Source organism: Limosilactobacillus agrestis, from assembly GCF_014145585.1.
Taxonomy (GTDB): Bacteria; Bacillota; Bacilli; order Lactobacillales; family Lactobacillaceae; genus Limosilactobacillus; species Limosilactobacillus agrestis.
On record NZ_JACIVF010000049.1, the window covers coordinates 39,284 to 65,978 of the forward strand.

Genomic DNA, 26,695 nt, shown 5'->3' on the forward strand with positions numbered 1-26,695 from the left:
AATGAAAAAATTAAGCAAATTTGTGGATACTAGGATTGGTTTTTTCACCCTCCTAGTTATCCTTTTTTGGTTAAAGACCCTGTTTGCTTACTTTACTGACTTTAAGCTTGGTGTTACGGGAATTTTTCAATACCTTATTTTAATTTTTAACCCGTTAGCAACCACCTTTTTTATTTACAGTTTAGCATTCTACTTTAAACGTTCGCGGTTCTTCTATCCAGTTATTATGGGTCTAGACATTGCGAACACATTATTACTCTATTTAAATGTCATCTATTATCGTGAATTTACGGATTTTATGACAATTGCTACGATGACTGGTTATTCAAAAGTTAATCAAGGGTTAAGTGGCAGTTCACTTGCCCTCACTAACTTTCATGATGTCTTTTACTGGTTAGATATCGTCGTAATTCTTATTCTAATGCTCTGTAAAGTTATCAAATTTGATCCACGAGCAATTGGAACTCGGTTAGCATTTGCATTTAGTTCCGTTGGTCTTGTCTTATTTGGAGTTAACTTATCTTTTGCGGAAATGAGCCGTCCTCAATTACTCGGGCGGACATTTGATCGCTCTTACATTGTAAAATATCTTGGAATTGATACTTTCACTGGATATGATTTAGTAAAATCGCAACATATCAACAATATGCGACAAAGTGCTACTAAGCCCGAACTACTAAAAGTAAAAAAATTCACTGATAAACACTACGCTCCTGCTAATCCACAAATGTATGGAATTGCTAAGGGCCGTAACGTGATTATCATCCACCTTGAAAGTTTCCAACAATTTTTAATTAACAAGAAGATCAACGGTCAAGAAGTTACCCCATTCCTTAACTCACTTTATAACGGCAAGGATACGTATTCATTTGATAATTTCTTCCATCAAGTTGGGCAAGGTAAAACCAGTGATGCTGAAAATCTTTTAGAAACAAGTACTTTTGGTTTACCACAAGGGTCCTTATTTGCCACGCTAGGAAGCGATAATACCTTCCAAGGCGCTCCTGCTATTCTTAATCAACGCGCCGGTTACACGAGCGCGGTCTTCCATGGCAACGTTGCTAGTTTCTGGAACCGCAATAATGTATACAAAAATTTAGGTTATCAATACTTCTTTGATGCTAGTTATTATGATACTTCTGGAGATAAGGCTACTGGGTATGGCCTTAAAGATAAATTATTATTCAAAAACTCAATCAAATATCTCCAAAATTTACAGCAACCATTCTACGCTAAATATATCACTGTTACTAACCACTTCCCTTATACGCTCGATGATGAAGATAAGGATCCAAACTTCCAAACAACCAATACTGGGGATAGTAACGTCGATAATTACTTTGTAACCGCTCATTATCTTGATCAATCAATCCAAGAATTCTTTAATTATCTCCAAAAGACTGGACTTGATAAAAAATCAATTATTATGATTTATGGTGATCATTATGGAATTTCAAACAGCGAGAATACTTCCTTAGCAAGTGTTCTTGGAAAGAGTGCAGATGATTGGACAGACTTTGATAATGCTCAACTTCAACGTGTACCACTAATGTTTGTTATCCCTGGTACGGGTCACGGAAAGGTTTACCATACTTATGGTGGAGAAGTGGATGTTCTTCCAACCCTCCTTCACTTGTTAGGAATTAGCAGTAAACGCTACATTCAGTTTGGAACTGATCTCTTTTCTAGCAAGCATAATCAAGTGGTTGCCTTCCGTAATCGGGATTTTGTTACGCCAACTTATACTAGTGTAGGCGGCACAATTTACAATAATAAGACTGGTAAAGAAGCTAAACTTACCAAGAAGCAGCAAGAGAAGTTAAAGAAAGATCAAGATTTTGTAAATGAGGAATTAAATCTTTCTGATTCGTTAAACGAAAAGAATCTCTTACGGTTCTACCATCCAAAAGGGTTTAAAAACGTTAACCCAGCTGATTACAATTACTCTAATGGTCTAAAACGAGCACAGCGAATCGAAAAGAAGAAGGGAATCAAATCAACAAGTATTTACTCAGAAAATGGGGACCGTTCGACTGTCGATGATTACAGCACTGACGCACCTGAGCAAAACCACTCTTCAACGGATTCTAATCGGATTAAAATTACTAATCCAGATGCGAATAATAAATAATTAATAAAAGTAAAAAGCTGTTACCAAATTATAAATCAATCTCACAGGACATCAATATGGCTCTCAGTATTCGGAAACCCCAGATACTGAGAGCCATATTTATTAATTTTAACCTAATTCATAGCAAGTAAGCTTCCTTCAAAGCTTCAAAAGTGATATTGTTAACTTGTACACAAAGAATAATGGAGGGAATTTTATGGTTGAAGAATTTGGCTCACCATCGTCTTACATCCAAGGCAAGGGCGTTCTTTTTGAAAGTGATAAGTATCTTAAAAACTTTGGTACAAAGCCGCTATTATTAGCTGGTAAAACAGTCTATAAAATTGTTGGACAACGCTTTGAACAATATCTTCAAGAAAGTGGTTATGATGTTACCCGTGTTCAATTTAATGGTGAATCATCCACTAACGAAGTAAACCGAGTCACAGAAATCGGTAAAGAAAATGATGTTACTGTCGTTTATGGTCTTGGTGGTGGTAAAACAGTTGATACTGCTAAAGCGATTGCCGATAATCTCCATTTACCAGTTGTAATTATGCCAACATTGGCTTCAAATGATGCGCCTTGTTCTCGTCTTTCAGTAATTTACACTGATGACGGTGGATTCGACCATTATCGCTTCTACAATCAAAATCCTAATTTGGTCTTAGTTGATACACAAGTTATCGCTAATGGTCCTGTTCGAATGCTTATTTCAGGTATTGCCGATGCTTTAGCTACCAATGTTGAAGCACAAGCAGTTGCCAAAGCGCATAGTGACACAATGCTTGGTGAAAAACAAACCCTTGTTGGAAATGCAATCGCTCAAAAGTGTGAAGAAACGTTATTTAATTACTCACATCTAGCTGTAGCTGATGCAGAATCACATGTCGTTACGCCAGCATTTTCCAATATTGTTGAGGCTAATACCCTGATGAGTGGTCTTGGTTTTGAAAGTGGTGGTTTATCTGGTGCCCATGCTATTCATGATGGCTTAACTTTCTTAGAAGAAACCCATGATTTAACACACGGTGAGAAAGTTGCATACGGAACACTTACCCAATTAATGCTCGAAGGCGCTGATAAAGAGCGATATAACAAATACTTCCAATTTATTCTTTCTTTAGGCCTCCCAACCACTCTTGCTGATCTACATTTAGAAAATGTTACTGATGAAGAATTGCTCAGTGCTGGAAAAGCCGCCTGTTCAGAACAAGATACCATGGATCGTTTGCCATTTAAGGTAACTCCAGATGACGTTGCGCAAGCATTACGAGCAGTTGATGCATATACTAAACAATATTTAAATATTCACCATTGTCATCATAGCCAGATGTAATAAAAAATCAGACGCAGAATTTTTCTACGTCTGATTTTTTTGTTATTTACCCCACAAGAAATTAATTAATGCCTTATCAACTTGAGCATTATTATGAAGTTTCGAATGTTGAGCATCTTTTCCTGTTATTTTTAGGACACGGTACGACTTTGCCCGAGCAGCTACTAGGTACTTGAGTGATAATGACGATGCATTATCAACGGTTCCATCTGTATGATTACCAATATCACCGATAATATTAAGAACTGCTACTTGGTCTTTCGGATAGGTTTGCCGTACTTCTGTCATTTGACGATATGTGGCATTCATTTCATTTGGCTTGCCGTCTTTATTTAATTTCATTCCAACTGGTTGCCGAATAGCAGCAGGTACTTGTTTAAAATTTAATCCAGCAAAATGTCCTGCAATATCAACCTGCCTTTGCAATTGAGGCATATTCTGATTCTTACCATTTTGCAACATATAGTAAATAATCGAAATATTTCCCAGGGAATGACCAACCATATTAATCTTAGTTATGCGATAGCGTTTCTGTAATGCCTTTACAACATTTGTCGCATATTCGCCATGCTTATTAAAATTCAACTGTCTATTGTTATCATAATTTACCTCAACAATTGGATTGATAGCCCCTTTATGCATTGAACCATGAAGGGTAACTTTCCCGTTATTAGCAACGTCAGCTCGCAAAACTGTACTCGTTACCCCGGCTTTTTTAGCAGCATTTACCATGTGTTCTTCTGCATGATAACTACTGCCTCCACCATGGAAAAATAGCGTTGGCGTTGTTGATTGTACATATTTATTGTGCTTTTGCTGCCGCCAAATTGCACCACCAATTATTGCCAAGACAACAATTCCTACCACTATCCCAATCTCAATATGGCTTTTTTTCATAATTTCTCACCTGCTTTATTTATTTGCTTAAATTATAATCCTAAGAATAATAAATCGGTCGAAATTTGTTTTAATGCAAGAGACGTTGCCAAAAGTTTCCGCAGCGGACATCGGTAGCACTATATAGGGAATAAGTTAAAGGCTCACCATTAAGCGTTTCTATCTGATTACTAGTTATTCTTAAACTGCCAACACGTTCACCCTTCCAGATAGGTGCTTTTAGTTTTTTCTTTTTATATTGCGTTCCAATTGTATAGTTCGTTTTTGTATCGTACGGACTCCAAATGGTTACATATTGTGGCGTGAGTTTCATTGTTTTTTCAACACCATTAGCTACTTTCCGCGTTGTTACTGATGATGGAACTTTTATTTTTTGTAAACGGTCCTCTGTTTTAAGAATCTTGTATAAATTCTGAGTAGCCTTAAATCGATTATCTTTATTGCTCCCTTTTGAATGTAAGATAACAGTAATAATGCGATGTCCCTGATACTTCCCTGTACTTGCAAAACAGGCTCCTGCACTGTCAGAAGTTCCCGTCTTCAGTCCATCAACCGTTATCCCCTTTATCGCATACTGCTCTCCCGGTAACATCTTATTAAGATTTTTTTCAGTTCTAACTTGATCTTTCGTTATTTGAAATTTCACTTCTTTTTGTGCTGTAATTTGCAAAAGTTCAGGATAATGTTTTATAAAGTATTGTGATAATATTGCAACATCACGTGCACTCATCGTATTAACAGCATTATTAGGGAGATCAGCCAACTTAAAACTTTTCATATCGCCATTATCTAATCCGACTGAATTAACAATGTTTGTCTTAGTCATTCCAATTTTTTTAGCTTTTTGCATCATTTTAAGGTTGAATTCATCGGTTCCATCCCCGGTAGCGGTCGCAAGTGCCACGGTAGCCCCATCAGCTGACTTTACAAGGGCCGCATTGATTAATGTCCGAACTGAATAAGATTGACCAGATTTTAGGCCAATTGAAGAATAAGCAGTATCATTAGAAATAGCCGCAATTTCCGGAGTTATTTTTACTTGAGTATCCCATGAAAGTTGCTTCTGTTGAATTTCATCCTCAATTACCAAAATAGTTAATAATTTTGTAATTGAGGCCACTGGAAGAGCCTTATCTACATTTTGCTTATAGATAATTTGCCCTGTTGAAGCATCAGTCATGATCGCTGCAGAAGCATCAATGCGATTATTTGCTAATACTGATTGGCTTCCTACCATTAGCATCATGAATAGAGATAAAATAAAAACTGTCAATTTTTTCATAAAATTTATTCTCCTATTTTCCCCAAGTACGATAAGATAAACTTAATAATAAATTAATAAAGGAATTTAATATGAATAAAGAACTTAAATCTCTGCTTTTTATCTCCACTGGTCTATTCCTTATTTTTGTTCTAATTTTTAATATTTACACATATAGTGCTGCTAAATTTATTCCCCAGGTCAGCAAAACAAGCCAAATTCTTAATCAAAATCGGCTTCGTGTCCCTAATATTCACCGTTCCTCCGAAAATTGGGCATATCCCAAGATTAATAACGCCCCTATTGAATTGATCGCCATCAAACAAGCAAAAAGAATTCTAGTTATTAATTCAAATAAGCGACAAGTTATTTACATTATCCACGCACAGATTAATCTACCAGCACAAAAAAATTCTTTTCGCCTACTTCATGCTCGGGGACAACAAATTTATCATATCAATGGTTCCCAGCAAGCCATCGCTAAAAATTGGTTAGGAGTTACTAATGGGAACTACATCGAAACCCCTGTTACAGATATGAATAATCATCAAGTCTCACGCAATTTACGAAAAGTACCCAAAATTGAAAACACTATCCAGGTATCAACTCCTGATGCTAAATGGCTTCAAACTTTGCCTGAAAATACACCCTTAATAGTTAAGGAGGACTATTAATATGATTTCACAATTAAAATACGGACGTTTTTTTTATCACTTACTTGGGAGTAACCTTATTTTACTAATTATAATTATTTTTTATAATCTTCTTACATACTTCATCCCAATAATCAAAATTTCAATCATTCAAATGATTTTCGTCTTTCTAATAATTGATCTCCTTTTGATTATCTGTAAAATTTTAGCGCTACACAATTAGCCGACAATTTCAATCTTAGTACCGACTGGTAAATTCTTTTCCATCCATTGAGCGTCTGGCACCGAAAGCCGAATACACCCGTGAGAGCCCTGTGTTTTTCCAAGTTTAGCAGCTTCTCGCTCATTATATTTCCCATCCGCTTTCGTCGGCACACTATGGAATAAGTATTCTCCATGATTTTTCCAGGAAACATAGTAATTAGCTCCCTCTTTTAATGATTGATTAAAGAAGCTATCTCCGCGCTCTTGTTGAGCATAAAATGTTCCTGTCGGGGTCACGCTTTTCATCTTACCTGTTTTAGGATCCTTTTTGTAAATTCCGCCTGTGCTATACATTGTATAAATGATTTTTGAACCATCATACAAATATGTCCGGTTATTTTTTAAGTCAACTTTAATCCAAAAATCCTTCACTTTACTTAGATCTGGGTATGGGATTGTTTCTGAAGACTTATGCCAATCAATGGGGGTTCGCATATGACTTTCACTACTGTTGACATTCTTTTCTTGTGTTGGTTTTTCTTTTACTTGCGATTCAACTACTGCTTTTTTGGGATGTGCATTTGAAGCAGCATGTAATTTGGGACCAATTACAATTATTGCCACTAATAAGCAAAATACTCCATAAACCCAATGCTTTACTCGTAAGTTCAAATTAATTTCTCCTTTACAGATAATTCAAAACATCACTATTATAATTATAGGGATTTTTTTATTCAATATACTTTAAAAAAGGTGTACAAAATGCGAGATAATCTTAAAGTTTCATACTTAACTGCTATCTTTTTATTTATTATTGCTATCATTTATGCAAATCTTACGTAATAATCGTGAGGACTTTATTATGACATCATTTTTTTCATCCATATCAAATATTTGGTCGTATACCATCAATCATAAATGGTCAAAGGATATTTTACGAGCTAACATCCTCTTCATTCTTTTAGTTATTATTTATGATCTTTTTCACTTTTCACTAAAAATAATTAATTGGCGGATCTTCTTCAAATTCTTCCTGTTATTAAATATTTGTTTATTTTTTAAGTTTCTTTTAGATGGCATTGATCGCTATTTAAGAACACGGTAATTTTATGAATTTTTTATTGAGTTATTAATTTCTCGTGCTAAGATAGGAACGTAATTATTTATTTTCAATTATTCAATTAAAGGAAGGTACAATGCATTCAAGTATTAAATACTGGATATCAGGAATAGGCGCATTATTAATTATAATAATTGCCGGAATAACTGTTCACCAGAAAAATCATTTCAACAGAAACGTAACCATCAATAATATTGCAGTTGGTGGGTTAACCGCTAAACAAGCTTTTGATAAGGTCAAGGGCACCTCAGGAGCAACTAAAGTATACGTTGACAATAAGCTGGTTTACCAAACTAAACCAACCAAGTCTAAGTTTAGCAATAATGATGAACAAAAATTTAATCAAGCACTGAAAAAGCAGTTTACATTTTTCCCATCACATAAGGCAACAAACTTATCAATAAAGCCGGATAACTTTGATCAAGATTCTCTTAATATTGCTAAAAACAAATTAACCAACAAGGTATATCAGTTCAACACCGGTCGTAAAGCTCCCGTTAATGCTTATGCTGTCTACCAAAATGAGAAAGTTACTGTAGTTCCTGCAGTTAAGGGTAATAAATATGATTTACAAAATGCCGTTAATCAACTAAATAATCAAGCAGGAAGTACTAAAATTAATATTACTTTACATAAGGAACAGCCGATTACTGCAAATAGTAAAACCGTTAAGAACGAGGAAAAACAATTAAATAAATTAAAAGGGAAAAAAGTTACCTACCTTGTTCAAAACGAAAAGTATAACCTAACTACAAATCAAATTATTACCCGGGCAACTTATCAAAATGGCAAATATCATTTTGATACTACGGCCTTAAATAAACAAATAAAGAAAATCAATGAAAAACATGCAACGCTTGATAAACCATTTAAATTTAGGACCCATTCTGGAGCAGAAATTACCACCACAGCTAATGGGTCCTATGGTTGGAAAATTAGCGAGAAAAAGGCTGGTAATTCGTTAACCAAAGCAATTATCGATGGTCGTCATGAAGTTGATGGTGAGCATGATATTGAAGGTAAAGGCTATAACACTGCTGGGCTCGGCTACAATGTTACATCTAATAATGGTATCGGTAATACTTACGCTGAAGTTTCATTAGCTGAGCAACGAGCTTATTTTTACAAAGATGGTAAATGCGTCCTTGAAACAGATATCGTTAGCGGAACCAATAATGAAGGTAACAAAACGCCAAAGGGAGTCTGGTATATCATGTACCAACAAAGTCCTTCAGTTCTCCGCGGACAAAACGATGATGGGTCAAATTATGCAAGTAAAGTTAATTATTGGTCACCATTTACTTTAACAGGATGTGGCTTCCACGATGCAAGTTGGCGTCACAATTGGTCAAAAACTGCTTACCTAAGCGATGGCTCACATGGTTGTATTAATATGCAACCAAGTGTAGCTGGTCAGGCCTTCCATGATTTAAAGCAAAATGAACCAGTTATTATTTATTAATTCTTAGAAAATAACTTTCTCGATAAGGCAGTAAGCTATGCCAGGACGATGATTAGCACGGTACAGGCTACTCGTTCATACTTAAACCCTGGGGGTAACACGAAGCTAGTTCCCCGTTACCTTGCTCTTGTTCGTGAAAGTAGTTGAGCTGGGAGAAAGCAAAAGTTTTCTCCCAGCTTTTTTTCCTCCTAATTAATATATACGTAAAAAAATTTTCTCCGCACCTCACAATCCAACATTAGTGATACAGTAAAAATGTATCTTAATCTTAGGAGGTTTAGATTATGACTGATAAAATTGTTACTGCAGAAGAAATGCGACATTACGATTCTTACACTATTAATACCATTGGGATCCCGTCCCTTGTGTTAATGGAACGAGCTGCATTAGCCGTTCGCGATGAAATCTTACATGCTTTTCCGATTGCGCTAAAAGATGTGGTAGTAGTTGCTGGGAGTGGAAATAATGGCGGGGATGGAATTGCTATTGCCCGTTTGCTTCATATTGCCGGTGTCAATGTAACAATCCTCAATATAGGTAATCCCAAACATACATCTGCTGAACACCAAATACAAGAAAAAATTGCTCACTATTATCAAATTCCTGAAACTGCTGATCTCGCTATTCTTAATACGGCAACATTAATTGTCGACGCAATGTTTGGAATTGGAATCGATCGCCCAGTAAAAGGAGCTTATGCTGACGCGATTAATGCAATTAATAACACTGATGCAGTTATTGTTGCAGTAGATATGCCATCAGGTGTTAATACTGATACTGGTGAAGTGATGGGCACTGCTGTCCGCGCTACTACAACCGTAACTTTTGCCTATAACAAGGTCGGCTTAACCAAAAATGATGGAAAAGATTACGCAGGAAATGTTATCGTGGCTAACGATATGGGAACTTATGCCGTAGACTAATTGGAATATTATTTACCGAGTCGTTTTACTATTAATTGCTAAATATTAATATTATTATAATAAGTGACGAACGTTTCAGTGAACTAATTTGGAGGTAAATAATATGTCAGAGTTAACAACCAAATTATTTTTAGATGTTAAAAATTTTGAAAAATACCAATCAATGTTAAAGTGCCAAGTACACATTGAAGAAGAACGTCATGGTGATTATTGTTTACCAGGTTTTCCTGATCGTCACAATTTTCACCGTCTTCTCCGGATTTTACGTAAACATGATGATGGTTTAATTAGCCAACAATTAATTTATGACTTCAATTATCGTCCAAGTGACCTCAAAGATGCTACTAAAGCATTAGTAACAAATAATTTAGCAACTACCACCCCAATTAACGACGAAGAATATAAAATTCAGCTTACCACTGAAGGTATCGAAGTTGCTGATAATCTGCTAAAACGCCGAGACAAAATTGCTGAAGCTGCTTACCACACATTGAGTGAAAATGAACAGCGAGAATTAGACCGACTCGTAAACAAGCTAACAGAGGATTATGCGAACCGCGATGTAAATTACAACGCCCTTGGCAATATTTGTCGTTAAAATGATATCCGACCAAAAAAGCAGCGACTAAGAGAATCTACTATGATCTCTTAGCCGCTGCTTTTTTTGTGGGGTCAAGCCTTATCAAAAAGGAGCTTTCCCGCTTGCGTTTAATTTAGTTATTTCAAATATTCTGCCGGATTGGCTACAAAATCGCTAACTTTAATCGTTATTGCATCCTTAGTAGCCGCATTCTTTAATTGGAAAGTTCCTTCTTCGACTTCACGAGCGCCAAAAACTGCAAAGTACTTCGCATTACGACGAAAAGCTTCTTTGATCTGCTTACCAACTTTTACTCCGCTGTAATCTTTATCAGCCACGATTCCTTGCTCGCGAACCTTACTGAGGACTTCAAATGCCATTTCATCCCCCTGCTGATCAGCACTAGCAAAGAAGACATCTAATTGATCTTGAGGAGCAAATGCAGGATTTTCCTCTTGGAGTAAGAGCATTAACCGTTCAACACCCATTCCAAAGCCAATTCCACCTTCTTCAGGTCCACCAAGCTGGCTAATCAAACCATTATACCGACCCCCAGCACAAACAGTCGTATAGCCACCGCCAAATACTGGTGAGTCAGACATAATTTCAAAGATAGTATGGTTATAGTAATCTAGTCCCCGCACCATATTGGTATCAATTTCAAAATCAATTCCTAATTTATTTAATAATGCTTGCACTTCGTCAAAGTAAGCTTGTGACTCTTCATCAAGATAATCAAGGATTGATGGTGCGTCTGCAACAATCTTCTTATCACCTTCATCCTTACTATCAAGTACACGCAATGGATTCTTATATAAACGTTCTTGAGAGTCTTTACTCAATTCATCGTAGTGGGGCTTCAAGTAGTTGATTAATGCTTCTCGGTAATCTTCACGAACCTTCTTATCACCAAGAGTATTAATAACTAATTTAACATTTGGCACCCCAAACTTCTTAAAGAGAGCCATCGCCATCGAAATAACTTCTACATCAATTTGTGGCGATTCATTATTTAATGCCTCGACCCCAATTTGGTGGAATTCACGTTGGCGCCCTGATTGAGGCCGTTCATACCTGAACATCGGTCCCATGTAATAAACTTTGTAAGGCTTAGGGTATTCTGGACCGTAGAGCTTATTTTCTACATAAGCCCGTACTACTCCGGCTGTTCCCTCTGGACGTAATGCAATATGACGATCACCCTTATCATGGAAATCATACATTTCTTTTTCAACAATATCCGAAGTATCTCCCACGTTTCGTGAAAAAACATGATAGTCTTCAAACATCGGTGTACGAATTCCCCGGTATCCAAACTGGTTAAAAACTTCGCGCGCATTTTGTTCTACTTTTTCCCAAATACTTGTAGTTCCTGGTAAGATATCTGCAGTTCCCTTTGGCTTTTGATAATCCATTAACTGTGTTTCCCCTTTCGTTGCGTATAAAAACAAAAGCCCTCTAAGACCTTAACAGTCTTAGAGGGCGATATTCATCACTGTTCCACCTCTATTTACAGTAACCTCACAGTCACTGCCTCATGGAGTTGCGTTAACTCCTGACGATAACGGAATCACCGGAACAGACTACTAAAATTCATCCTTTCAGCTAGTAGAGGTGGATCATGTCTGCTCCCAGCTCTCAACTCAACTGGATCTCTGTCAATTACACAGGCACTTTGTTTCTACGTCAATGCTTTTATAATACATTAGTGATTTTACCATAGCTTACAGATTTTGGGTATCATTTATCTAAATTAAGCCGTCGCTGGACTCGACGCAAATACCATAAATAAATACAAATAATCATCAAAGTACCAGTCATTAGACAAAATACCGAAATAAATAAGAATTGGTAACTTCCCTTTTCAATAACAAATCCACCATACAATGGCCCAATTGCGCGGCCAATCGACATCATAATATTAAGCAACCCCTGGTAATGACCAGCCTCGTCCACATTAGTCAGTTGCGTAATCCAAGCAGGCAAGCCAGCAAAACTAGTCATCTCACCAATTGTTAAAATTACAAAATCAATAACAAAGGCTGTCAGGGTCCGAGCAAAAATTAATAAGAGGAAGGATAAGGCAAAAATAAAGATTCCCACAATAATTTGCGTCGATAAACGCACATAGGGGCTTAATTTATTAACAAGTGGTTGACCAATAATAATTAACATCCCATTTAATGTCCACAACATACTATAGGCATAGAATGGAATCCCCATATTTGTCATATGAACTGCCATTACACTTTCCCATAAGGAGTAACTTAAGTGGACTGTAATATAGTTTATGAGAATAAACCACACCAAGATAATCCATCGCGAATGCCATTGGCGAGAACTATGGTGGCGTTCTTGTATCTTTGAATTACCTCTAATCACATCTACGGCCACATTAAATGTTAAGAATACTACTAACATTAATAAAATGTAAAAGATTGTTGCAGCGGCAAAAACCACTACTACACTGATTGGTAAAAGAACACCCACCAACAACGTTCCAATTACAACCCCAATATTAAAGGCCATATAAATATAGTTAAAAACATAGCGTGAAGAATGCTCCCTAACCAAGGCCCCATAAGAATTGACGATCGTAGCATTGATCCCATCACCAAAACTATTAATCGTGATTAAAACCGCATACCACGGCCAACTGTGAATAAAGATTAATAAGAAAATTGCGAGTGTTGATAAGCTGACTCCTAGTAGGGCCGTTTGATATTGTTTCCAATGGTCAAACAACCAACCACCTAAATAATTTCCCGTCATCATCGCAATCGACATTATCAACATTACAAAGCCAGCAGTTGTCAAAGTTTGCCCAAGATAATTATGAAGGTACATAGTTGTAAGCGGCCATAAAAAAGCTGCCCCAGTGTTATTCAACAAACTTGCAAGGGCAACCCATTTTAATTTTACTGTTTGATGTTTCATTTTAACGTTCGGACACCATATCAGAAGAAGGTACACGTAAGAGCGTGTAAGTTACAGCACTATGATTTGCCTTTAACCCTAAACCATTAATAGCAGTATTTTTGTACTTCACATCCATTACCGCTGCAAAAGCATGTCCTGTCTTGGCATCCTCTTTTTCTAATTGCTTTTTATCCCATGGTAAAGCACTCGCATCTAAGGTAACTATCCGTGATCCATCAGCAACTGAGCCATACCGCGAATTTGTTGTGTATTTATCATTTCCAGCCCAGTACGTATATGACACAATTGGGTGTTTCCCACTTTTACTCCGGGTCGCTAAAACATAATAGAAATCATCGGACTTATTCCCCATTTGAAGTGGACGGTAAGTGATCGAAGTCTGTGTTTGTTGATGATTATTAATATCAACCGGGCGGAAAAATGTGAGATATGCCATCCCCCCGAGCCAACATAGGGATACGACTAATAGGATCACATAGCGAACTACCAAATTTAGGTTAAATACTTTTTTCGTCTTAGCAATCAGCATTAATTGCTTAACCCGGATATAGTGGATTACATAACAAAAAAAGGCAATTGCACATATCCACGATAGCCATCCTAGCCAATTCCAATTCATAATTTTCAATACTCCATTCTCTAGATTATTTACTATGATTATCACACAAATTTATTCGATTGTCGTTAAATCTTAATAACAAACGAATAAATTTAATAAAATAACTATAAGGATAAGTTCAAACTGTGCTAAACTAATTTTTGGTAACAAACTGTGTCTTGATTTAGAATAAGATATAAGGTTAGTATTGTTTAGTAATATACCTACTAAGGAGGAATGTTTTCATGAACAATTTGAGTGAGCTTGCTCAAGAGTTGATTAACTTTGAGCGCGAGAATGACTTAAATGATAATGAAGTTGCTTTCGGCAGTCATTTATCTGTTGAACGAATTCACGAAATTAAATCATCTAATACCCCAGTAACTTCAGAAGAAGCTGAATTGCTTCAACGGTTCATGCAAAGTAAGTAACATTACCATTCATGCCATTGCGACAAAATTAAAATTGAATATCTTTTTAAGCGGAATTAATAATTATTTCTCTGCTCTAGTCTAAAAAGGATCTAAAAGAAACATTACTTTCTTCTAGATCCCTTTTCTATTTATTTTGGTTGATAAAATTCAACAGGAACAAGTTTGGTTTCGATCTTTTCATGTGGTGCTTCTATCCGCTTCATTAAAGTATTAATTAATTCCTGAGTTAATGCCGAAATTGGTTGAATTACTGTTGGAAGGTAAGGCGCCACTTTCCGAATCAATCGTGAACCATCATAGCCCGTAATAAAAAAGTCTTTATTTATTTGTTTTCCTGCCTGGTAATAAAGATTACTAATAGTTAATGCTTGAACATCATTAGAAGCCAATACTCCATCATAGTTACCAGGGAACGTAGCTTCAAGATCTAAATGTTGGATAGCCAACGGTTCAAAATCTCGTTTCTGTTTATTCAAAAAGTCAAGCGCTCCTTGAATCCGATTGATAGTCGGTGAAACAGAAGTGTCTTCATCCACGATTACTGCTAAGCGCTGTACATCATGCTCCACTAAATATTTTGCTGCTAGTTCTCCCCCATGGTAACTATCAGCTGCAACAATTGGAATGTTATCAGCAATATACCTATCAAAAGAAACAATAGGAGCAGTAAGTTGGTGATACTCCTCTATTCCAAGATTATGAGAACTCGAAATAATCCCATCTACTTGATTTGCCATCAACATATTTAAGTATTCATGCTCTATTTCTGGATTTTGAGCCGATGATGCAATAATTGTTTTATAGCCCTTCTTAAATAATTCATGTTCAAGTTCATTTGCTAATTCCGCAAAAAATGGATTAATTAAGTTGGGAAAAATCAAGCCAACAAACTTAGACGGCTTCCCTTGCATTGCCCGTGCTAAGGCATTTGGCTGGTAATTTAACTCCCGCATTGCCGCATGAACCTTATCAATCGTCTTTTGACTTAAGGAACCATAATTATTTATTACTCTGGAAACAGTAGTTACTGAGACCCCCGCTAATTGAGCAACATCTTTTAACTTAGCAACCATTCTAAAACTCCTTGATCAATTTCATTTAAACTATTCCATTATTATAGCTCACCATATTTGAACAAGCGACGGTTACTTTTAAATATACTTTTCCTCCCCATTTTTACAATAATAAGTCCTATTACATATGTTTATTCTATCATTTGTTGAAAAATATTTTTCATTTGATAAAACATATTTTATGAAGACGATAATTATTGATTTTATGATATTTTTCTCCCTTGTTTTAAAGGATTTTGCTAGCTTTTTACCAGTAAATTAAATTGACGCTCAAGCGAATTAATGCTAGTTTATATTTAGTTAAATCTTTAGAACTTCTTAAACTTTTGGATCTTTTTGGCATTATTTTAATTTATGTATTGATTAATAAGCCATTTTTAGGAGTAATGTTTAAGAATTTCAAATACAAATTAAGGAGTTACTACCAATGAATCGTCAATCTAATAATGATCCATCAACCCATTTTAAGATGTATAAAAGCGGAAAAAAATGGGTCTTTGCTGGATTAACCGCTGTCACTTTATTAACTGCTACTGGTGCAGTTGCCCATGCTGATGATGCTTCAGTTTCTTCTGAAGGATCTGCCGTTGCAACTACTGCAAATACCCAAAACAACACAAATAGTGCTAATGATTCTTCTGCTGTTGCCCAAAGCACTTCAAATAGCGCCTCAGCAGAAAGTACAGCTACTTCTAATGCTAGTCAAACTGTTACTAGCCAAGCCACTGCTGATTCGGCTTCAGCTCAATCTACTGAAGCAAAACAGGCCGCCCCTGCTAATTTAAAAGCTGCTAGTGCCGCTGCACCACAAGAAAACTCTACAACCAATTTAAATACCTTACATTTCAGTAACAACGCTTCACAACAAGCCTTCATTCAAAGTGTTGCTCCTGGTGCAATCCAAGGATGGAATGAATATAAGGTTCTTCCTTCAATCACAGTTGCTCAAGCCATCGTTGAAAGTGGTTGGGGACGTTCAGCCTTATCAACACAAGCTCACAACTTATTTGGAATTAAGGGTTCCTATAATGGAAATTCAGTTGTAATGCGTACACGGGAAGTTTATAATGGCCGGAGCGTTTATGTTAACGCTAACTTCCGGGCCTATGCTAACAACTCTGAATCAGTCACTGATCATGGTCGCTTTCTTAATGTAAATAGTCGTTACAGTAACTTGCTTGGTGATACCAACTATGCGTCTGTTGCGACTAAACTTCGTCAAGATGGCTACGCTACTGACCCAAGCTATGCTAATACCTTAATTCGCTTTGTTCAAACATACAACTTAAATCAGCTAGATGCTGTTGCCCTTTCTGGAAAGGTCGTTACAAACAAACAAACTGAAAGTGCCCAAACTCCAGAAACTAATGTCACTGTTTCAAACACTGGATACTACACTGTTAAAGGTGGCGACACATTATCCCGAATCGCCGGACAATTCAATACCACTGTAAATAATCTTGCCTCATTAAATGATATCCACAATGTTAACCGTATTTATGTTGGGCAACGTCTTTTAGTTCGTCAACCAGCGGCTAATCAACAAACTGACTCTAAGCAGTCTCAAACTAATACTAGTGCAACCAACAATAGTACCTACACCATTAAAAGTGGTGATACCCTTTCAGGAATTGCTGGTAAATTTAACACTACCTATACTCAATTAGCTCAGCTCAATCACATTAGCAACCCTAACCTGATTCATGTCGGTCAAGTGTTAACTATTCGCCCAACTGCAACTCAAAACACCACTGTTAATCGCCAAGAAAGTCAGCAAAACAAACAACAAGCTACTACTACTTCTAATGGCACATATACAGTTAAGAATGGTGACACTCTTTCACAAATTGCTGCTCGTTTCAATACTACAACATCTGCATTAGCTTCATCTAATCATATTAGTAATCCCAATTTAATTGAGGTTGGTCAACAATTACGTATTAATAATAATGCTAATGTTCAAAAAAATACTTCATACTACTCTACTAGCAATAGTGATTACGTAGTGCAAAGTGGTGATTCATTATCAAAAATTGCCGCCTACCATGGATTAAACTGGCGCTCAATCGCAGCTAAAAATGATATTCAAAGCCCATATACAATTTTTGTAGGACAACATTTATCACTTTAGTTAATTAAACTTTTTATATGATATAAGAGGCTGAGAGAAAACAAAAGTTTTCTCTCAGCCTCAACTACTTTCACGAACCATCGTAAGGTAACATGGAACTGGCTCAGTCGACCGCTTTGTCGAGAAGGTTATTTTCTACTCTCTTTTGTTTAAAAAAACTCTTTTCTGTTTTAGAATAAAGATGGGCAGTTTATTATTAATATTCACTAAAATACCATTAGGGAGTTTATAGAAAGTAAGTGATATTTATTGTGGTAGACCGTTGGACAACAGATATTCCAAACGTTAATAAGATCAGTCAATTATTTAAATTGCTAGGGAATCCTAAGAGATTGCAATTATTATATTTGCTGATCCAACATTCAATGAGTGTTTCAGAAATTAGTATGCAGTTGAACTGGGAACAATCGGGGGTTTCCCACCAACTGCAACTATTAAAAAAATATAATTTGGTTCAACAACGGCGAGAAGGGAAGGCTATTATCTATCATCTAGAAAACCCACAGGTAATAACCTTAATCGCTGATGTATTAAGTCATGCAGAAAAAATCATCTAATTTGGGTGAATATTTTGGGGGATCCCCCTTTGAAATAGAAGAAAGACGCTTAGAATTCGTCACCAAGAAACTTAGGCGATAACTTCTAAATGTCTTTTTGTTACTTAAATAAGTTTAATTTCTAAACGTTCAGTTTTTAAAATTTCTTTTACAATCAATGACTTGCCATCAGAGAATCAAGGTTTATCTAACCCAAATTCAAGATATGCGTAACTATTAAACTTAAAATTTATCGTATTACAGGTTCATTTTACTAATTCACAACACTCCTTGTGAACTGTCTGAACAAGTAATATTTTGTAATTGATTATTATTAAGAACATAAATCGTTATCATGTTTATTTATTAGACACTCATTTTTAGATTGCCTAAAATATTGTTGAATAAAGCGCAAAAAGGTCTCAAGCATTCGGTTTTTCCGAATATTTGAGACCTTTTTATATACCACACTGTTAATTTTTGATCTATGGAATAATAGTCTTAAGTCACAGCACCTTTCAACTAATCTGCAGCTAATGCATCAATTGGATTAAGATTTGCCGCCCGACGTGCAGGAAGCAATGCGGCAATAAACGAAATTACAATCGCAATTACAAATGCAAAAATTACATTTCCAACAGTAATTTGCACAATATTATATTTAATCAAGCCATACAAAGCGTGGTTAATAATAACTGTTACAACTGCAACGATTAACAGTGCAAGGATCGCTGAAAACAGCCCAATAAAGATAGATTCAGATGTAAATAATCGGCGAATATCTTTCTTTCGTTCACCAAGAGCGCGTAGTATACCGATTTCCTTTGTCCGTTCCGAAACTGACATATACATTGTCACAATAATCATTAACGCAGACACAAGCAATGAAATTCCAGCAATTGAAGCCAGAACCGTGGAAGCAAGACTAACATAAGTATTAACAGTTTTAAGGATCGACCCCACTGTAATCGCTCCTAATACCCGTTTATTATTACTACCACGAAGATTGTCAATCTTATTTGCTACTCCTTGCACACTATCAAGATTAGTTACATTAACAGTTGCAAAGTTAGCAGCAGTAGAGGCATTCGCTTTTTGAAGCAACGCACGCATAGTGGAATAGGTAATTGAAGTGCCGGCACTTGCTCCTTCTGTAATACCCGCTACCTTGAAGTTTCCAGAAACAGGCACCGGATTATTATCACCATCAATCCATGTAAATGAAAGCTGGATAGTTTTACCAACTATTTGCTTATAATTTTTAGCACTTAATAATTGGATTGCTTGTTGCTTTGTAAGAACGATTTCACCATTCTTGGGTTTATGTCCCTGCTTGATTGAATCACTAGTAATTGCCTTACTCCAGGTACTTAGTGAAGTTCCACTCTGTTTCTTTCCGTTATAATTAAGCTGAAAAGCACTCACCATAATTCCTGGTTGAACAGACGACACACTGTCAAGCTTTCGTAACTGGTCAATATTACGGTCACTAATTGTCATCGATTGAGGATTGGCTGCCATTGTTTGTCCTAACGATGATTGAATTTGTTCCTGAGTCATCTTTTTACCAGTTGTGTTTTTAAATACGGTAATTGCCTGCGGGTTGGCAAGAGAATTAATCTGGTTTTGAATGTAGCCATTTATCCCATTACCTAAACCACTAAATAAGAGTACCGCAAAGATACCAATTGCAGTTCCTAGCATAATTAATGAATTACGCCAAAAGTTATAGGTTAAATGTTTAAAAGCCGTTCGGTAACTCGCCATCGCCGGTAGCACTCGTGGAGTAATCTCTGTTGGGTCTTCTGGTATCGGATAAGCAGGGCGTAATCTTTCATCACCGTCAATTTTCCCATCGGCTAGATGAACAATTCGCGTCCCATTATCCGCTACTTCCTGAGAATGAGTAACGGCGATCACTAATTTTCCATCGCGAGCAATCCCGTCTAATAATGCTAATACTTCTTTTGTATTCTGTGCATCTAAGGCTCCTGTCGGTTCATCAGCAATAATAATTTGTGGATCACTCGCCAATGCACGGGCAATCGCTACCCGTTGTTTTTGTCCTCCTGACAAATGGTTCGGATGTTTTTTTACTTGTTCACTTAAGCCAACCTTATCTAAAAGTTCCAATGCACGCTTCCGTCGTTCTTCCTTAGTCAAAGTTGTCATGTCCAACGCAACCAAAACATTATCCAGTACTGTCAAGTGAGAAATTAAATTATACGACTGATAGATATAGCCCACCGTCGCACGCCGATAGCTATCTAGTTGCTTTTCCTTTTTATGGTCAAGGATTTTGCCATTTACAAGGACTTCACCTTTAAAGTTACGATCAAGGCCTCCAATGATATTCATTAAAGTGGACTTTCCACCACCTGATTCACCAAGGATAGACACAAATTCTCCCCGATCAAACTGTAAGTTAATACCCTTAAGGACTGGGAATTCCTCTTCGTCAAGATAATATGATTTATATATGTTTTTTAATTCTAAAAAAGCCATTGCATCCTCCCCGCTACCATTTATTTAGTCCGTTTATTATAGCAAGGTTCGTTATGGAAATGGCTTGTTTCTAATATTCTTTAACATTATTTATATTATTGGTTTGAGAGCTTCTTACTTAATGTAAGTTTCCCGTCAGCTAACTCGTAAACATTATCAGCATACTCACGTAAACGTAAATCATGGGTTACAGCAATCACCGCTTTCCCTCTTTTTTTAGCTAAATCCTGAAATAATTGTCCAACTATCCCAACTAAATTACTATCTAAGGCCGCAGTTGGCTCATCCGCAAGAATTATCTCAGGATTGGTATAGAGGGCACGTGCAATCGCTACCCGCTGGTTTTGGCCTCCTGACAATTCAGAAGGGTATTGCTTGAGTAATTTTTTTATAGCAAGTTTTTCTAACAATTCATCAAAGGCTTCTGAGGAAACGTTCCCGCTCTTCTTTATGCGATCAACAAGCTTAAATTGATCGGCCACATTTAGATAGGGTAGTAGGTTATACGACTGAAGAATAAAACCAATTTTCTGTAGGCGCAGTTCATCACGTTTTTTAGAAGACAGCTTTTCAATATTAATTCCGTCAATTAACACTTTCCCTGAAGTAGGCGTTTGCAAACCGCCCGCAATTGTTAAAAAGGTACTCTTTCCTGATCCAGAAGGACCCAAAATTAAATTTAGTTCTCCCGCTTTAGCAGAAAAATTAACGTCTTTAAGAACATGAACACGGCCGATTCCTGCGCCATAATATTTGTTAACGTCTACTAGCTTCAATTTTGACATAGCATTTGCCTCCTCACCTTAATTTAAGGCCTGTACCGGGTCAATTTTAATAATCATTCGCACCGGTAACAATGAGCCAATCATTCCAAGAACTATTAATCCTACTGCCATTAAACTAATTAGTGGCCAATTCATAATAACTGGTACCGACATCGGAATTGCTACACTCGTAATAAGGGTTAAAAGGATCCCACCTATTACACCACTAATCATCAGGAAAATTGATTGAGTAACTGTCGCAATAATTAAGTGACGCACTGGAATTCCCTGGGCACGCATAACTGCATAATGACTTATTTTTTGCATAGTAAGAATATATAAGAAGACCGCAATTACAATTAATGAAATTACCATTAAAAAGCCAATCATAAAAGTAAACGTATTATTTTGCGCTGAATATCCAGGCAACTTATTAATATATTCGTTAACAGTGTAATGTTGAAGATCAGGGTAAGTACTTTTACTAAGCTGATGATCAGAAAAGAGTCCACTAGCAACAGCCGAACTATTCAGTCCCCTCAATTCCCGCCAAACTGACAAACTGCCATATACAACGGGGGCAACACTAAATTTAGCATCATCGACAAAACCAACAATCTTATACTTCTTGTTTTGGGAGTTAATTGTTACTTTATCCCCCAAATGATATCCTTGTTTATTTAGGCTCTTATCAACAACGATTTCGTTATTTTCCTTCGCTTGACGACCACTTGTAATCTTGATCTTTTCCCGGGAAATAAATTCGTCGGGATCTAGGCCGATAAATTGAGCACTTTCTTTACTTGCTCCTTTTTCTTTAAGAACTACTGGTGCCTGACCGACAAGTGCAACATTTTTTTGATTCTTACCTGATAGTTGGTCACGAGTAATAATTGATTGTCCAAGGTTATCATTACTATTTTTATTTAGAAAAACAGTTTCCGTCCCCCACTCTTTAATAGCAGCATCGTTTTCATTTTGGAGTCCCAACATCATCCCCATTAGGAAAAACATTAAGTAACTAATCAAAACAATCATGGCAACAATTAATCCATAACGCAGCTTTTCATGTTTCATTTCTTTTAGTGCTAAAAACATATTCTACCTCCTACTGCAATAGTGCAGTTAATACCTTGGATAGTCGTGTAATTGCTTCACCTTGTTTATTGGGCTGAAGAAGGCAATCCTTAATTGTTTCATGACTCAAAACCATTACACTCCATTCTTGAGCACTGTGAATCTTTATTTGCGGTTGCGTACTGTCACGTAATAACCCTTCATTTGTTTGAAAGTGCAACCGCATAAAATCACGGTACTTGCTTCCGTTGATCTCATCTACAAAAGCTTTGATCTGATTAACATAATCACTCGCGGTTAAAATGTGGTTAGCACGGGTAATTGGTGTATGAATTTCTAAAATTGCCACTTGATAAAGATACTGATACGCCTCCGTTAAATCTGTAAAATACTTATAAAATGCTCCTCTGGCGATTCCAGCTTGCTTTACAATCCGTGCAACTTGGGCACTTGCTAAGCTATGCTGACTAAATTCTGTTAGTAGTGCATTAGTAATGAGTTCTTTTTTCTGTTGATTTAAATTTTCAAATGTTGTACTTGGCATCTTAATTCCTCCGCCACATCGTGACACCGTGTCACTATGAATATATTTTAAGGTTATCATCAAAGTGACACCGTGTCAATCATTAGATAAAAATTATAATACTGCTATTTCTGCAAATTTTGCGATTGTAGTACTTTGCCTAAGGTTTGATTTAATTGCTAATTACATTCACTTGCATATGAAATAAAGCATAAAAAAAGCGAGATGAGAAATTTATCTCGCCTCGTTTTCAATAGATTTAATTTTTATCTCAATCTAGATTAAGCTTCTTCGCCGCCAACCTTAACAACAGCTTTTGAAACCTTACCTAACTTGCCACTAACAAAGTCTTCCACACCATCAAGTTCTAATTCGTGTGAGAAGAGTGGTAATGGGTCAACAACCCCAGAAGAAAGAAGGGCAATTGAGTCTTCAAAAGTGTAAGGATTAATGAAGGCACCTTGAATTGTAAGTTGCTTTTGGAATACATCGTAAGTGTTTACTGAGAACTTATCATCAGGGTTACCAACACCAAACATTAATACTTGAGCACCACGAGCAGCTGCTGCAAGTGCTTGTTCTTGAGTAGCTGGTAAACCAACAGCTTCAACAACGATGTCATATGCATCAGCAGGAATCTCTTCCTTAGTAGTGTTGATAGTCTTAACACCGAAGTGCTTCCGGTTGTTTTCCAACTTTTCGTCTGAACGACCAGCTAAGGTAACTTCATGGATACCACGTGCCTTTAAGATTTGTGCAAATAATTGACCTTCAAAACCATCACCTAATACTAAAGCCTTTTGGTATGGGTGAGTTTCAAGCAAGTCAACACCGTGCATTGCACATGAGATTGGTTCAACCACGGCAGCAGCCTTTAATGAAACATCATCAGGAATTGGGTAAACAACTTTTGCGGGAGCAGTAAAGTATTCTTCAAAGCCACCGTTACGAGTAACACCAACAGCATCCAGGTGTTCACATAATTCTGGGCGTTGAGTCCGGCAGTACTTACATTGACCACAGTAAATGTTAGGGTCAACAGTTACACGATCACCAGGCTTAACGTTAGTAACTTCTGAACCAACTTTTGTAACCACACCTGAGTTTTCATGACCTAAAACAATAGGAGGAACAGCTGATGCAGATCCTGGAAGGCCAGCATAAAGTGCTTTATCAGTACCACAAATACCAGCGTAGGCAGTATGAATTAAGACTTCATCAGGCTTAATTTCAGGTTCTTTAATATCTTCAATTTCGAGTTGTTTTTTACCTGTTAAAACAAGTGCCTTCATAATTAAAATACCTCTCTTGTGAATTCAATCATTTGTCAAGTGATAGTATAGGGTGAAAACGCCTTAATTGTCAAACGTCCAACAATTATCTCACATTCTTTTTGCTATCATAAAACGTTAAACTCATTAAATCTAACCCTAAACAAATCCCAGTATAAAAGTATTTTTAAAAAAAGCGTAATTTTTAAATATTTTTTTCTTCACTAAGTTTGGACTAATTTTTTACTAACGAATAAATGGTTTTACTACTATTTTTTCGATCACATAATTTCACAAAGTTTTCCCAATTTAGTGTTTTATATCAAAAATAAAATATTCCTACATATTAAATAATAAACTTTAAATTTATATAAAAATTTCTCCGCCTTTCAGAAAGCGCTTAACTGCCATTAGGTACACCAAAACCCATCTCTAACCACTCCCCAAAATCGCCTGAGCTACCGTTATTACGGCGATTTTCTATTGCAGGATATATTTTTTTATGTTACCCTAACAAAGTATTCGAACTTAGTTAATTATGATTTCCAATCTGATTAACAAAAACTCAAACGAAAGGTGGATTTGACGTGGACGACACAAAGAATCAACATCGTAAGCATCACCTAATTGAGCATGCAAACGGTAAATCACTTGGGGAAATCAATGGAACAGTTGAAGTTCCTCGTGGAAAAGGTTTCTGGCGAACATTATTCGCTTACTCGGGCCCAGGAGCATTAGTTGCCGTGGGTTACATGGATCCAGGAAACTGGTCAACTTCAATTACTGGTGGACAGAGTTTCCAATATACCTTAATGACTACTATCTTGATTTCAAGTTTGATTGCGATGTTACTACAATACATGGCGGCTAAACTTGGGATCGTGAGTCAAATGGACCTTGCTCAGGCAACACGGGCACGTACCGGTAAAGCATTAGGTATTATTCTATGGATCATGACTGAATTAGCAATTATGGCTACCGATGTTGCTGAAGTTATTGGGGCAGCAATTGCCTTAAACCTGCTTTTCCATATTCCATTAATCCCAGCTGTCTTCATTACTGTTCTTGATGTTTTAGTACTGTTATTATTAACCAAGATTGGATTCCGAAAAATCGAAGCAATTGTTTCATGTTTAATTTTGGTTATTTTATTTGTCTTCGCTTATCAGGTTGCTCTCTCAAACCCTAACTGGGGAAACGTTTTTATGGGACTGCTCCCTTCAACAAAGGCTGTTGCACAGCACCCTGAAATCGGCGGAATTACTCCATTAACTGGATCTTTAGGTATTATTGGTGCAACCGTTATGCCTCATAACTTATACCTACACTCCGCAATTTCTCAAACCCGTAAGATTGATCATAATGATCTTGATAGTATTCGTCAAACAGTTCGTTTTACTACTTGGGATTCAAACATCCAATTATCCTTAGCATTTATTGTTAACGCCCTACTTTTAATCATGGGTGTTGCTGTTTTCAAGACTGGTGCTGTTCAAGATAGTTCTTTCTTCGGCCTATATGATGCCTTAAATAATACCTCTATGCTTAGTAACCCGATTTTAATTGCCGTTGCTAAGTCGGGTGTATTATCTACTTTATTTGCAGTTGCTTTACTTGCTTCCGGGCAAAATTCAACCATTACCGGAACATTAACTGGTCAAGTTATTATGGAAGGATTCGTGCATATGCGAATGCCGTTGTGGGCTCGTCGCTTGGTTACTCGGGTTATTTCGGTCGTTCCAGTTATTGTATGTGTGGCTTTGACAAGTGGTGAAAGCACCATCCAACAGCATACTTCACTAAACCTTTTAATGGAAAATTCACAGGTATTCTTAGCTTTTGCTCTTCCATTTTCAATGTTGCCGTTACTGATCATGACTAACAGTGAAATTGAAATGGGGGAATTCAAGAATAGCGGCTGGGTTAAGGTTTGCGGTTGGATTTCTGTAGTTGCCCTTACTTTCTTAAACCTTTACAACCTTCCTGCAACTTATGAAGGTTTTGGTATTTGGGCAAAGGGAACATCTGACATTCTTGCGTATATCACGATTATTATCATTCTTGCACTTCTTATCTGGACTTGTGTTGAACTCTATAAAGGAGACAAGCGATTTGCTGCTGAAGGCAAGGGATTCGGACAACTTGAAGCTCAAATGAAAGATTCAGGTGCTAAAGATTAAAATAAAAAACTGAAAGTTATGACGTGTACCCCCAGAGTTGGAAATCAACTCTGGGGGTATTTTATATGACCAAAATTAGCGTTAAAACTAAACTTAAAGCTGTTGAAGAATATG

At 36.7% G+C, this 26,695-nt stretch carries 22 protein-coding genes; 10 read left to right on the top strand and 12 right to left on the bottom strand.

Features of this window, described 5'->3' with window-relative positions; genetic code table 11:
* The first annotated feature begins 1 nt into the window (after position 1).
* Both H5R88_RS04015 and H5R88_RS04020 read left to right on the top strand, forming a co-directional pair.
* Positions 2–2,131, top strand: coding sequence for an LTA synthase family protein (locus H5R88_RS04015; protein WP_182600302.1), 2,130 nt, complete (start codon positions 2–4; stop codon positions 2,129–2,131).
* Positions 2,132–2,327: 196 nt separating this feature from the next.
* Positions 2,328–3,449, top strand: a complete 1,122-nt coding sequence (locus tag H5R88_RS04020) for a glycerol dehydrogenase (protein WP_182600303.1) — start codon at positions 2,328–2,330, stop codon at positions 3,447–3,449.
* A gap of 42 nt (positions 3,450–3,491) precedes the next feature.
* Here the strand turns inward: H5R88_RS04020 and H5R88_RS04025 are convergent, their stop codons facing one another.
* Positions 3,492–4,346, bottom strand: coding sequence for an alpha/beta hydrolase (locus H5R88_RS04025; protein WP_182600304.1), 855 nt, complete (start codon positions 4,344–4,346; stop codon positions 3,492–3,494).
* Positions 4,347–4,416: 70 nt separating this feature from the next.
* A complete protein-coding gene (locus H5R88_RS04030) occupies positions 4,417–5,628 on the bottom strand; it encodes a D-alanyl-D-alanine carboxypeptidase family protein (RefSeq protein ID WP_182600305.1) in 1,212 nt (403 codons plus the stop codon).
* Positions 5,629–5,699: 71 nt separating this feature from the next.
* Between H5R88_RS04030 and H5R88_RS04035 the strand changes: the two genes are divergently transcribed.
* Positions 5,700–6,281 (top strand): hypothetical protein, encoded by a 582-nt coding sequence (locus tag H5R88_RS04035; protein ID WP_182578542.1) that lies wholly within the window; start codon positions 5,700–5,702, stop codon positions 6,279–6,281.
* 198 nt (positions 6,282–6,479) lie between these two features.
* Here the strand turns inward: H5R88_RS04035 and H5R88_RS04040 are convergent, their stop codons facing one another.
* Positions 6,480–7,136, bottom strand: coding sequence for a L,D-transpeptidase (locus H5R88_RS04040; RefSeq protein ID WP_182578541.1), 657 nt, complete (start codon positions 7,134–7,136; stop codon positions 6,480–6,482).
* A gap of 524 nt (positions 7,137–7,660) precedes the next feature.
* Between H5R88_RS04040 and H5R88_RS04045 the strand changes: the two genes are divergently transcribed.
* The 3 genes from H5R88_RS04045 to H5R88_RS04055 all read left to right on the top strand — a co-directional run bounded on the left by H5R88_RS04045 (position 7,661) and on the right by H5R88_RS04055 (position 10,567).
* Positions 7,661–9,046 carry a L,D-transpeptidase gene (locus H5R88_RS04045; protein ID WP_182600306.1) on the top strand — a complete coding sequence of 462 codons (1,386 nt, stop codon included), beginning with the start codon at positions 7,661–7,663 and terminating at the stop codon, positions 9,044–9,046.
* Positions 9,047–9,330: 284 nt separating this feature from the next.
* Positions 9,331–9,969 carry an NAD(P)H-hydrate epimerase gene (locus H5R88_RS04050; protein ID WP_182600307.1) on the top strand — a complete coding sequence of 213 codons (639 nt, stop codon included), beginning with the start codon at positions 9,331–9,333 and terminating at the stop codon, positions 9,967–9,969.
* Between the two features lie 103 nt (positions 9,970–10,072).
* On the top strand, positions 10,073–10,567 hold the full coding sequence (locus tag H5R88_RS04055; RefSeq protein ID WP_182578538.1) for a helix-turn-helix domain-containing protein: 495 nt from the start codon (positions 10,073–10,075) through the stop codon (positions 10,565–10,567).
* A gap of 119 nt (positions 10,568–10,686) precedes the next feature.
* Here H5R88_RS04055 and hisS read toward each other — a convergent pair whose 3' ends face one another.
* From hisS to H5R88_RS04070, 3 genes are all read right to left on the bottom strand, one after another.
* Positions 10,687–11,964 carry a histidine--tRNA ligase gene (gene hisS / locus H5R88_RS04060; RefSeq protein ID WP_182600308.1) on the bottom strand — a complete coding sequence of 426 codons (1,278 nt, stop codon included), beginning with the start codon at positions 11,962–11,964 and terminating at the stop codon, positions 10,687–10,689.
* Positions 11,965–12,289: 325 nt separating this feature from the next.
* Positions 12,290–13,486, bottom strand: coding sequence for an MDR family MFS transporter (locus H5R88_RS04065; protein ID WP_182600309.1), 1,197 nt, complete (start codon positions 13,484–13,486; stop codon positions 12,290–12,292).
* A gap of 1 nt (position 13,487) precedes the next feature.
* Positions 13,488–14,108, bottom strand: a complete 621-nt coding sequence (locus tag H5R88_RS04070) for an LVIS_2131 family protein (protein ID WP_182578535.1) — start codon at positions 14,106–14,108, stop codon at positions 13,488–13,490.
* Between the two features lie 224 nt (positions 14,109–14,332).
* Between H5R88_RS04070 and H5R88_RS04075 the strand changes: the two genes are divergently transcribed.
* Positions 14,333–14,518, top strand: a complete 186-nt coding sequence (locus tag H5R88_RS04075) for an LBP_cg2779 family protein (RefSeq protein WP_182600310.1) — start codon at positions 14,333–14,335, stop codon at positions 14,516–14,518.
* A gap of 131 nt (positions 14,519–14,649) precedes the next feature.
* On the opposite strand, the gene H5R88_RS04080 is transcribed toward H5R88_RS04075, so the two are convergent.
* The gene (locus H5R88_RS04080) at positions 14,650–15,594 is read right to left on the bottom strand and encodes a LacI family DNA-binding transcriptional regulator (protein ID WP_182600311.1); all 945 of its coding nucleotides are present in this window, start codon (positions 15,592–15,594) and stop codon (positions 14,650–14,652) included.
* A 427-nt stretch (positions 15,595–16,021) separates the two neighbouring features.
* Between H5R88_RS04080 and H5R88_RS04085 the strand changes: the two genes are divergently transcribed.
* Positions 16,022–17,725 carry a LysM peptidoglycan-binding domain-containing protein gene (locus tag H5R88_RS04085; protein ID WP_182600312.1) on the top strand — a complete coding sequence of 568 codons (1,704 nt, stop codon included), beginning with the start codon at positions 16,022–16,024 and terminating at the stop codon, positions 17,723–17,725.
* Between the two features lie 239 nt (positions 17,726–17,964).
* Positions 17,965–18,282 carry an ArsR/SmtB family transcription factor gene (locus tag H5R88_RS04090; RefSeq protein WP_182578532.1) on the top strand — a complete coding sequence of 106 codons (318 nt, stop codon included), beginning with the start codon at positions 17,965–17,967 and terminating at the stop codon, positions 18,280–18,282.
* A gap of 501 nt (positions 18,283–18,783) precedes the next feature.
* Here the strand turns inward: H5R88_RS04090 and H5R88_RS04095 are convergent.
* From H5R88_RS04095 to H5R88_RS04115, 5 genes are all read right to left on the bottom strand, one after another.
* Complete coding sequence (locus tag H5R88_RS04095) at positions 18,784–20,766, bottom strand: ABC transporter ATP-binding protein/permease (RefSeq protein WP_182600313.1); 1,983 nt, start codon at positions 20,764–20,766, stop codon at positions 18,784–18,786.
* 95 nt (positions 20,767–20,861) lie between these two features.
* A complete protein-coding gene (locus tag H5R88_RS04100) occupies positions 20,862–21,551 on the bottom strand; it encodes an ABC transporter ATP-binding protein (protein WP_182600314.1) in 690 nt (229 codons plus the stop codon).
* 18 nt (positions 21,552–21,569) lie between these two features.
* The gene (locus H5R88_RS04105; RefSeq protein WP_182578529.1) at positions 21,570–22,628 is read right to left on the bottom strand and encodes an ABC transporter permease; all 1,059 of its coding nucleotides are present in this window, start codon (positions 22,626–22,628) and stop codon (positions 21,570–21,572) included.
* A 10-nt stretch (positions 22,629–22,638) separates the two neighbouring features.
* Positions 22,639–23,151: a TetR/AcrR family transcriptional regulator gene (locus tag H5R88_RS04110; protein ID WP_182578528.1), complete on the bottom strand. Its 513-nt coding sequence runs from the start codon at positions 23,149–23,151 to the stop codon at positions 22,639–22,641.
* A gap of 260 nt (positions 23,152–23,411) precedes the next feature.
* Positions 23,412–24,422 carry a zinc-dependent alcohol dehydrogenase family protein gene (locus H5R88_RS04115; protein ID WP_182578527.1) on the bottom strand — a complete coding sequence of 337 codons (1,011 nt, stop codon included), beginning with the start codon at positions 24,420–24,422 and terminating at the stop codon, positions 23,412–23,414.
* 566 nt (positions 24,423–24,988) lie between these two features.
* Here H5R88_RS04115 and H5R88_RS04120 point away from each other — a divergent pair.
* Positions 24,989–26,581, top strand: a complete 1,593-nt coding sequence (locus tag H5R88_RS04120; protein WP_182578526.1) for an Nramp family divalent metal transporter — start codon at positions 24,989–24,991, stop codon at positions 26,579–26,581.
* Positions 26,582–26,695 lie beyond the last annotated feature (114 nt).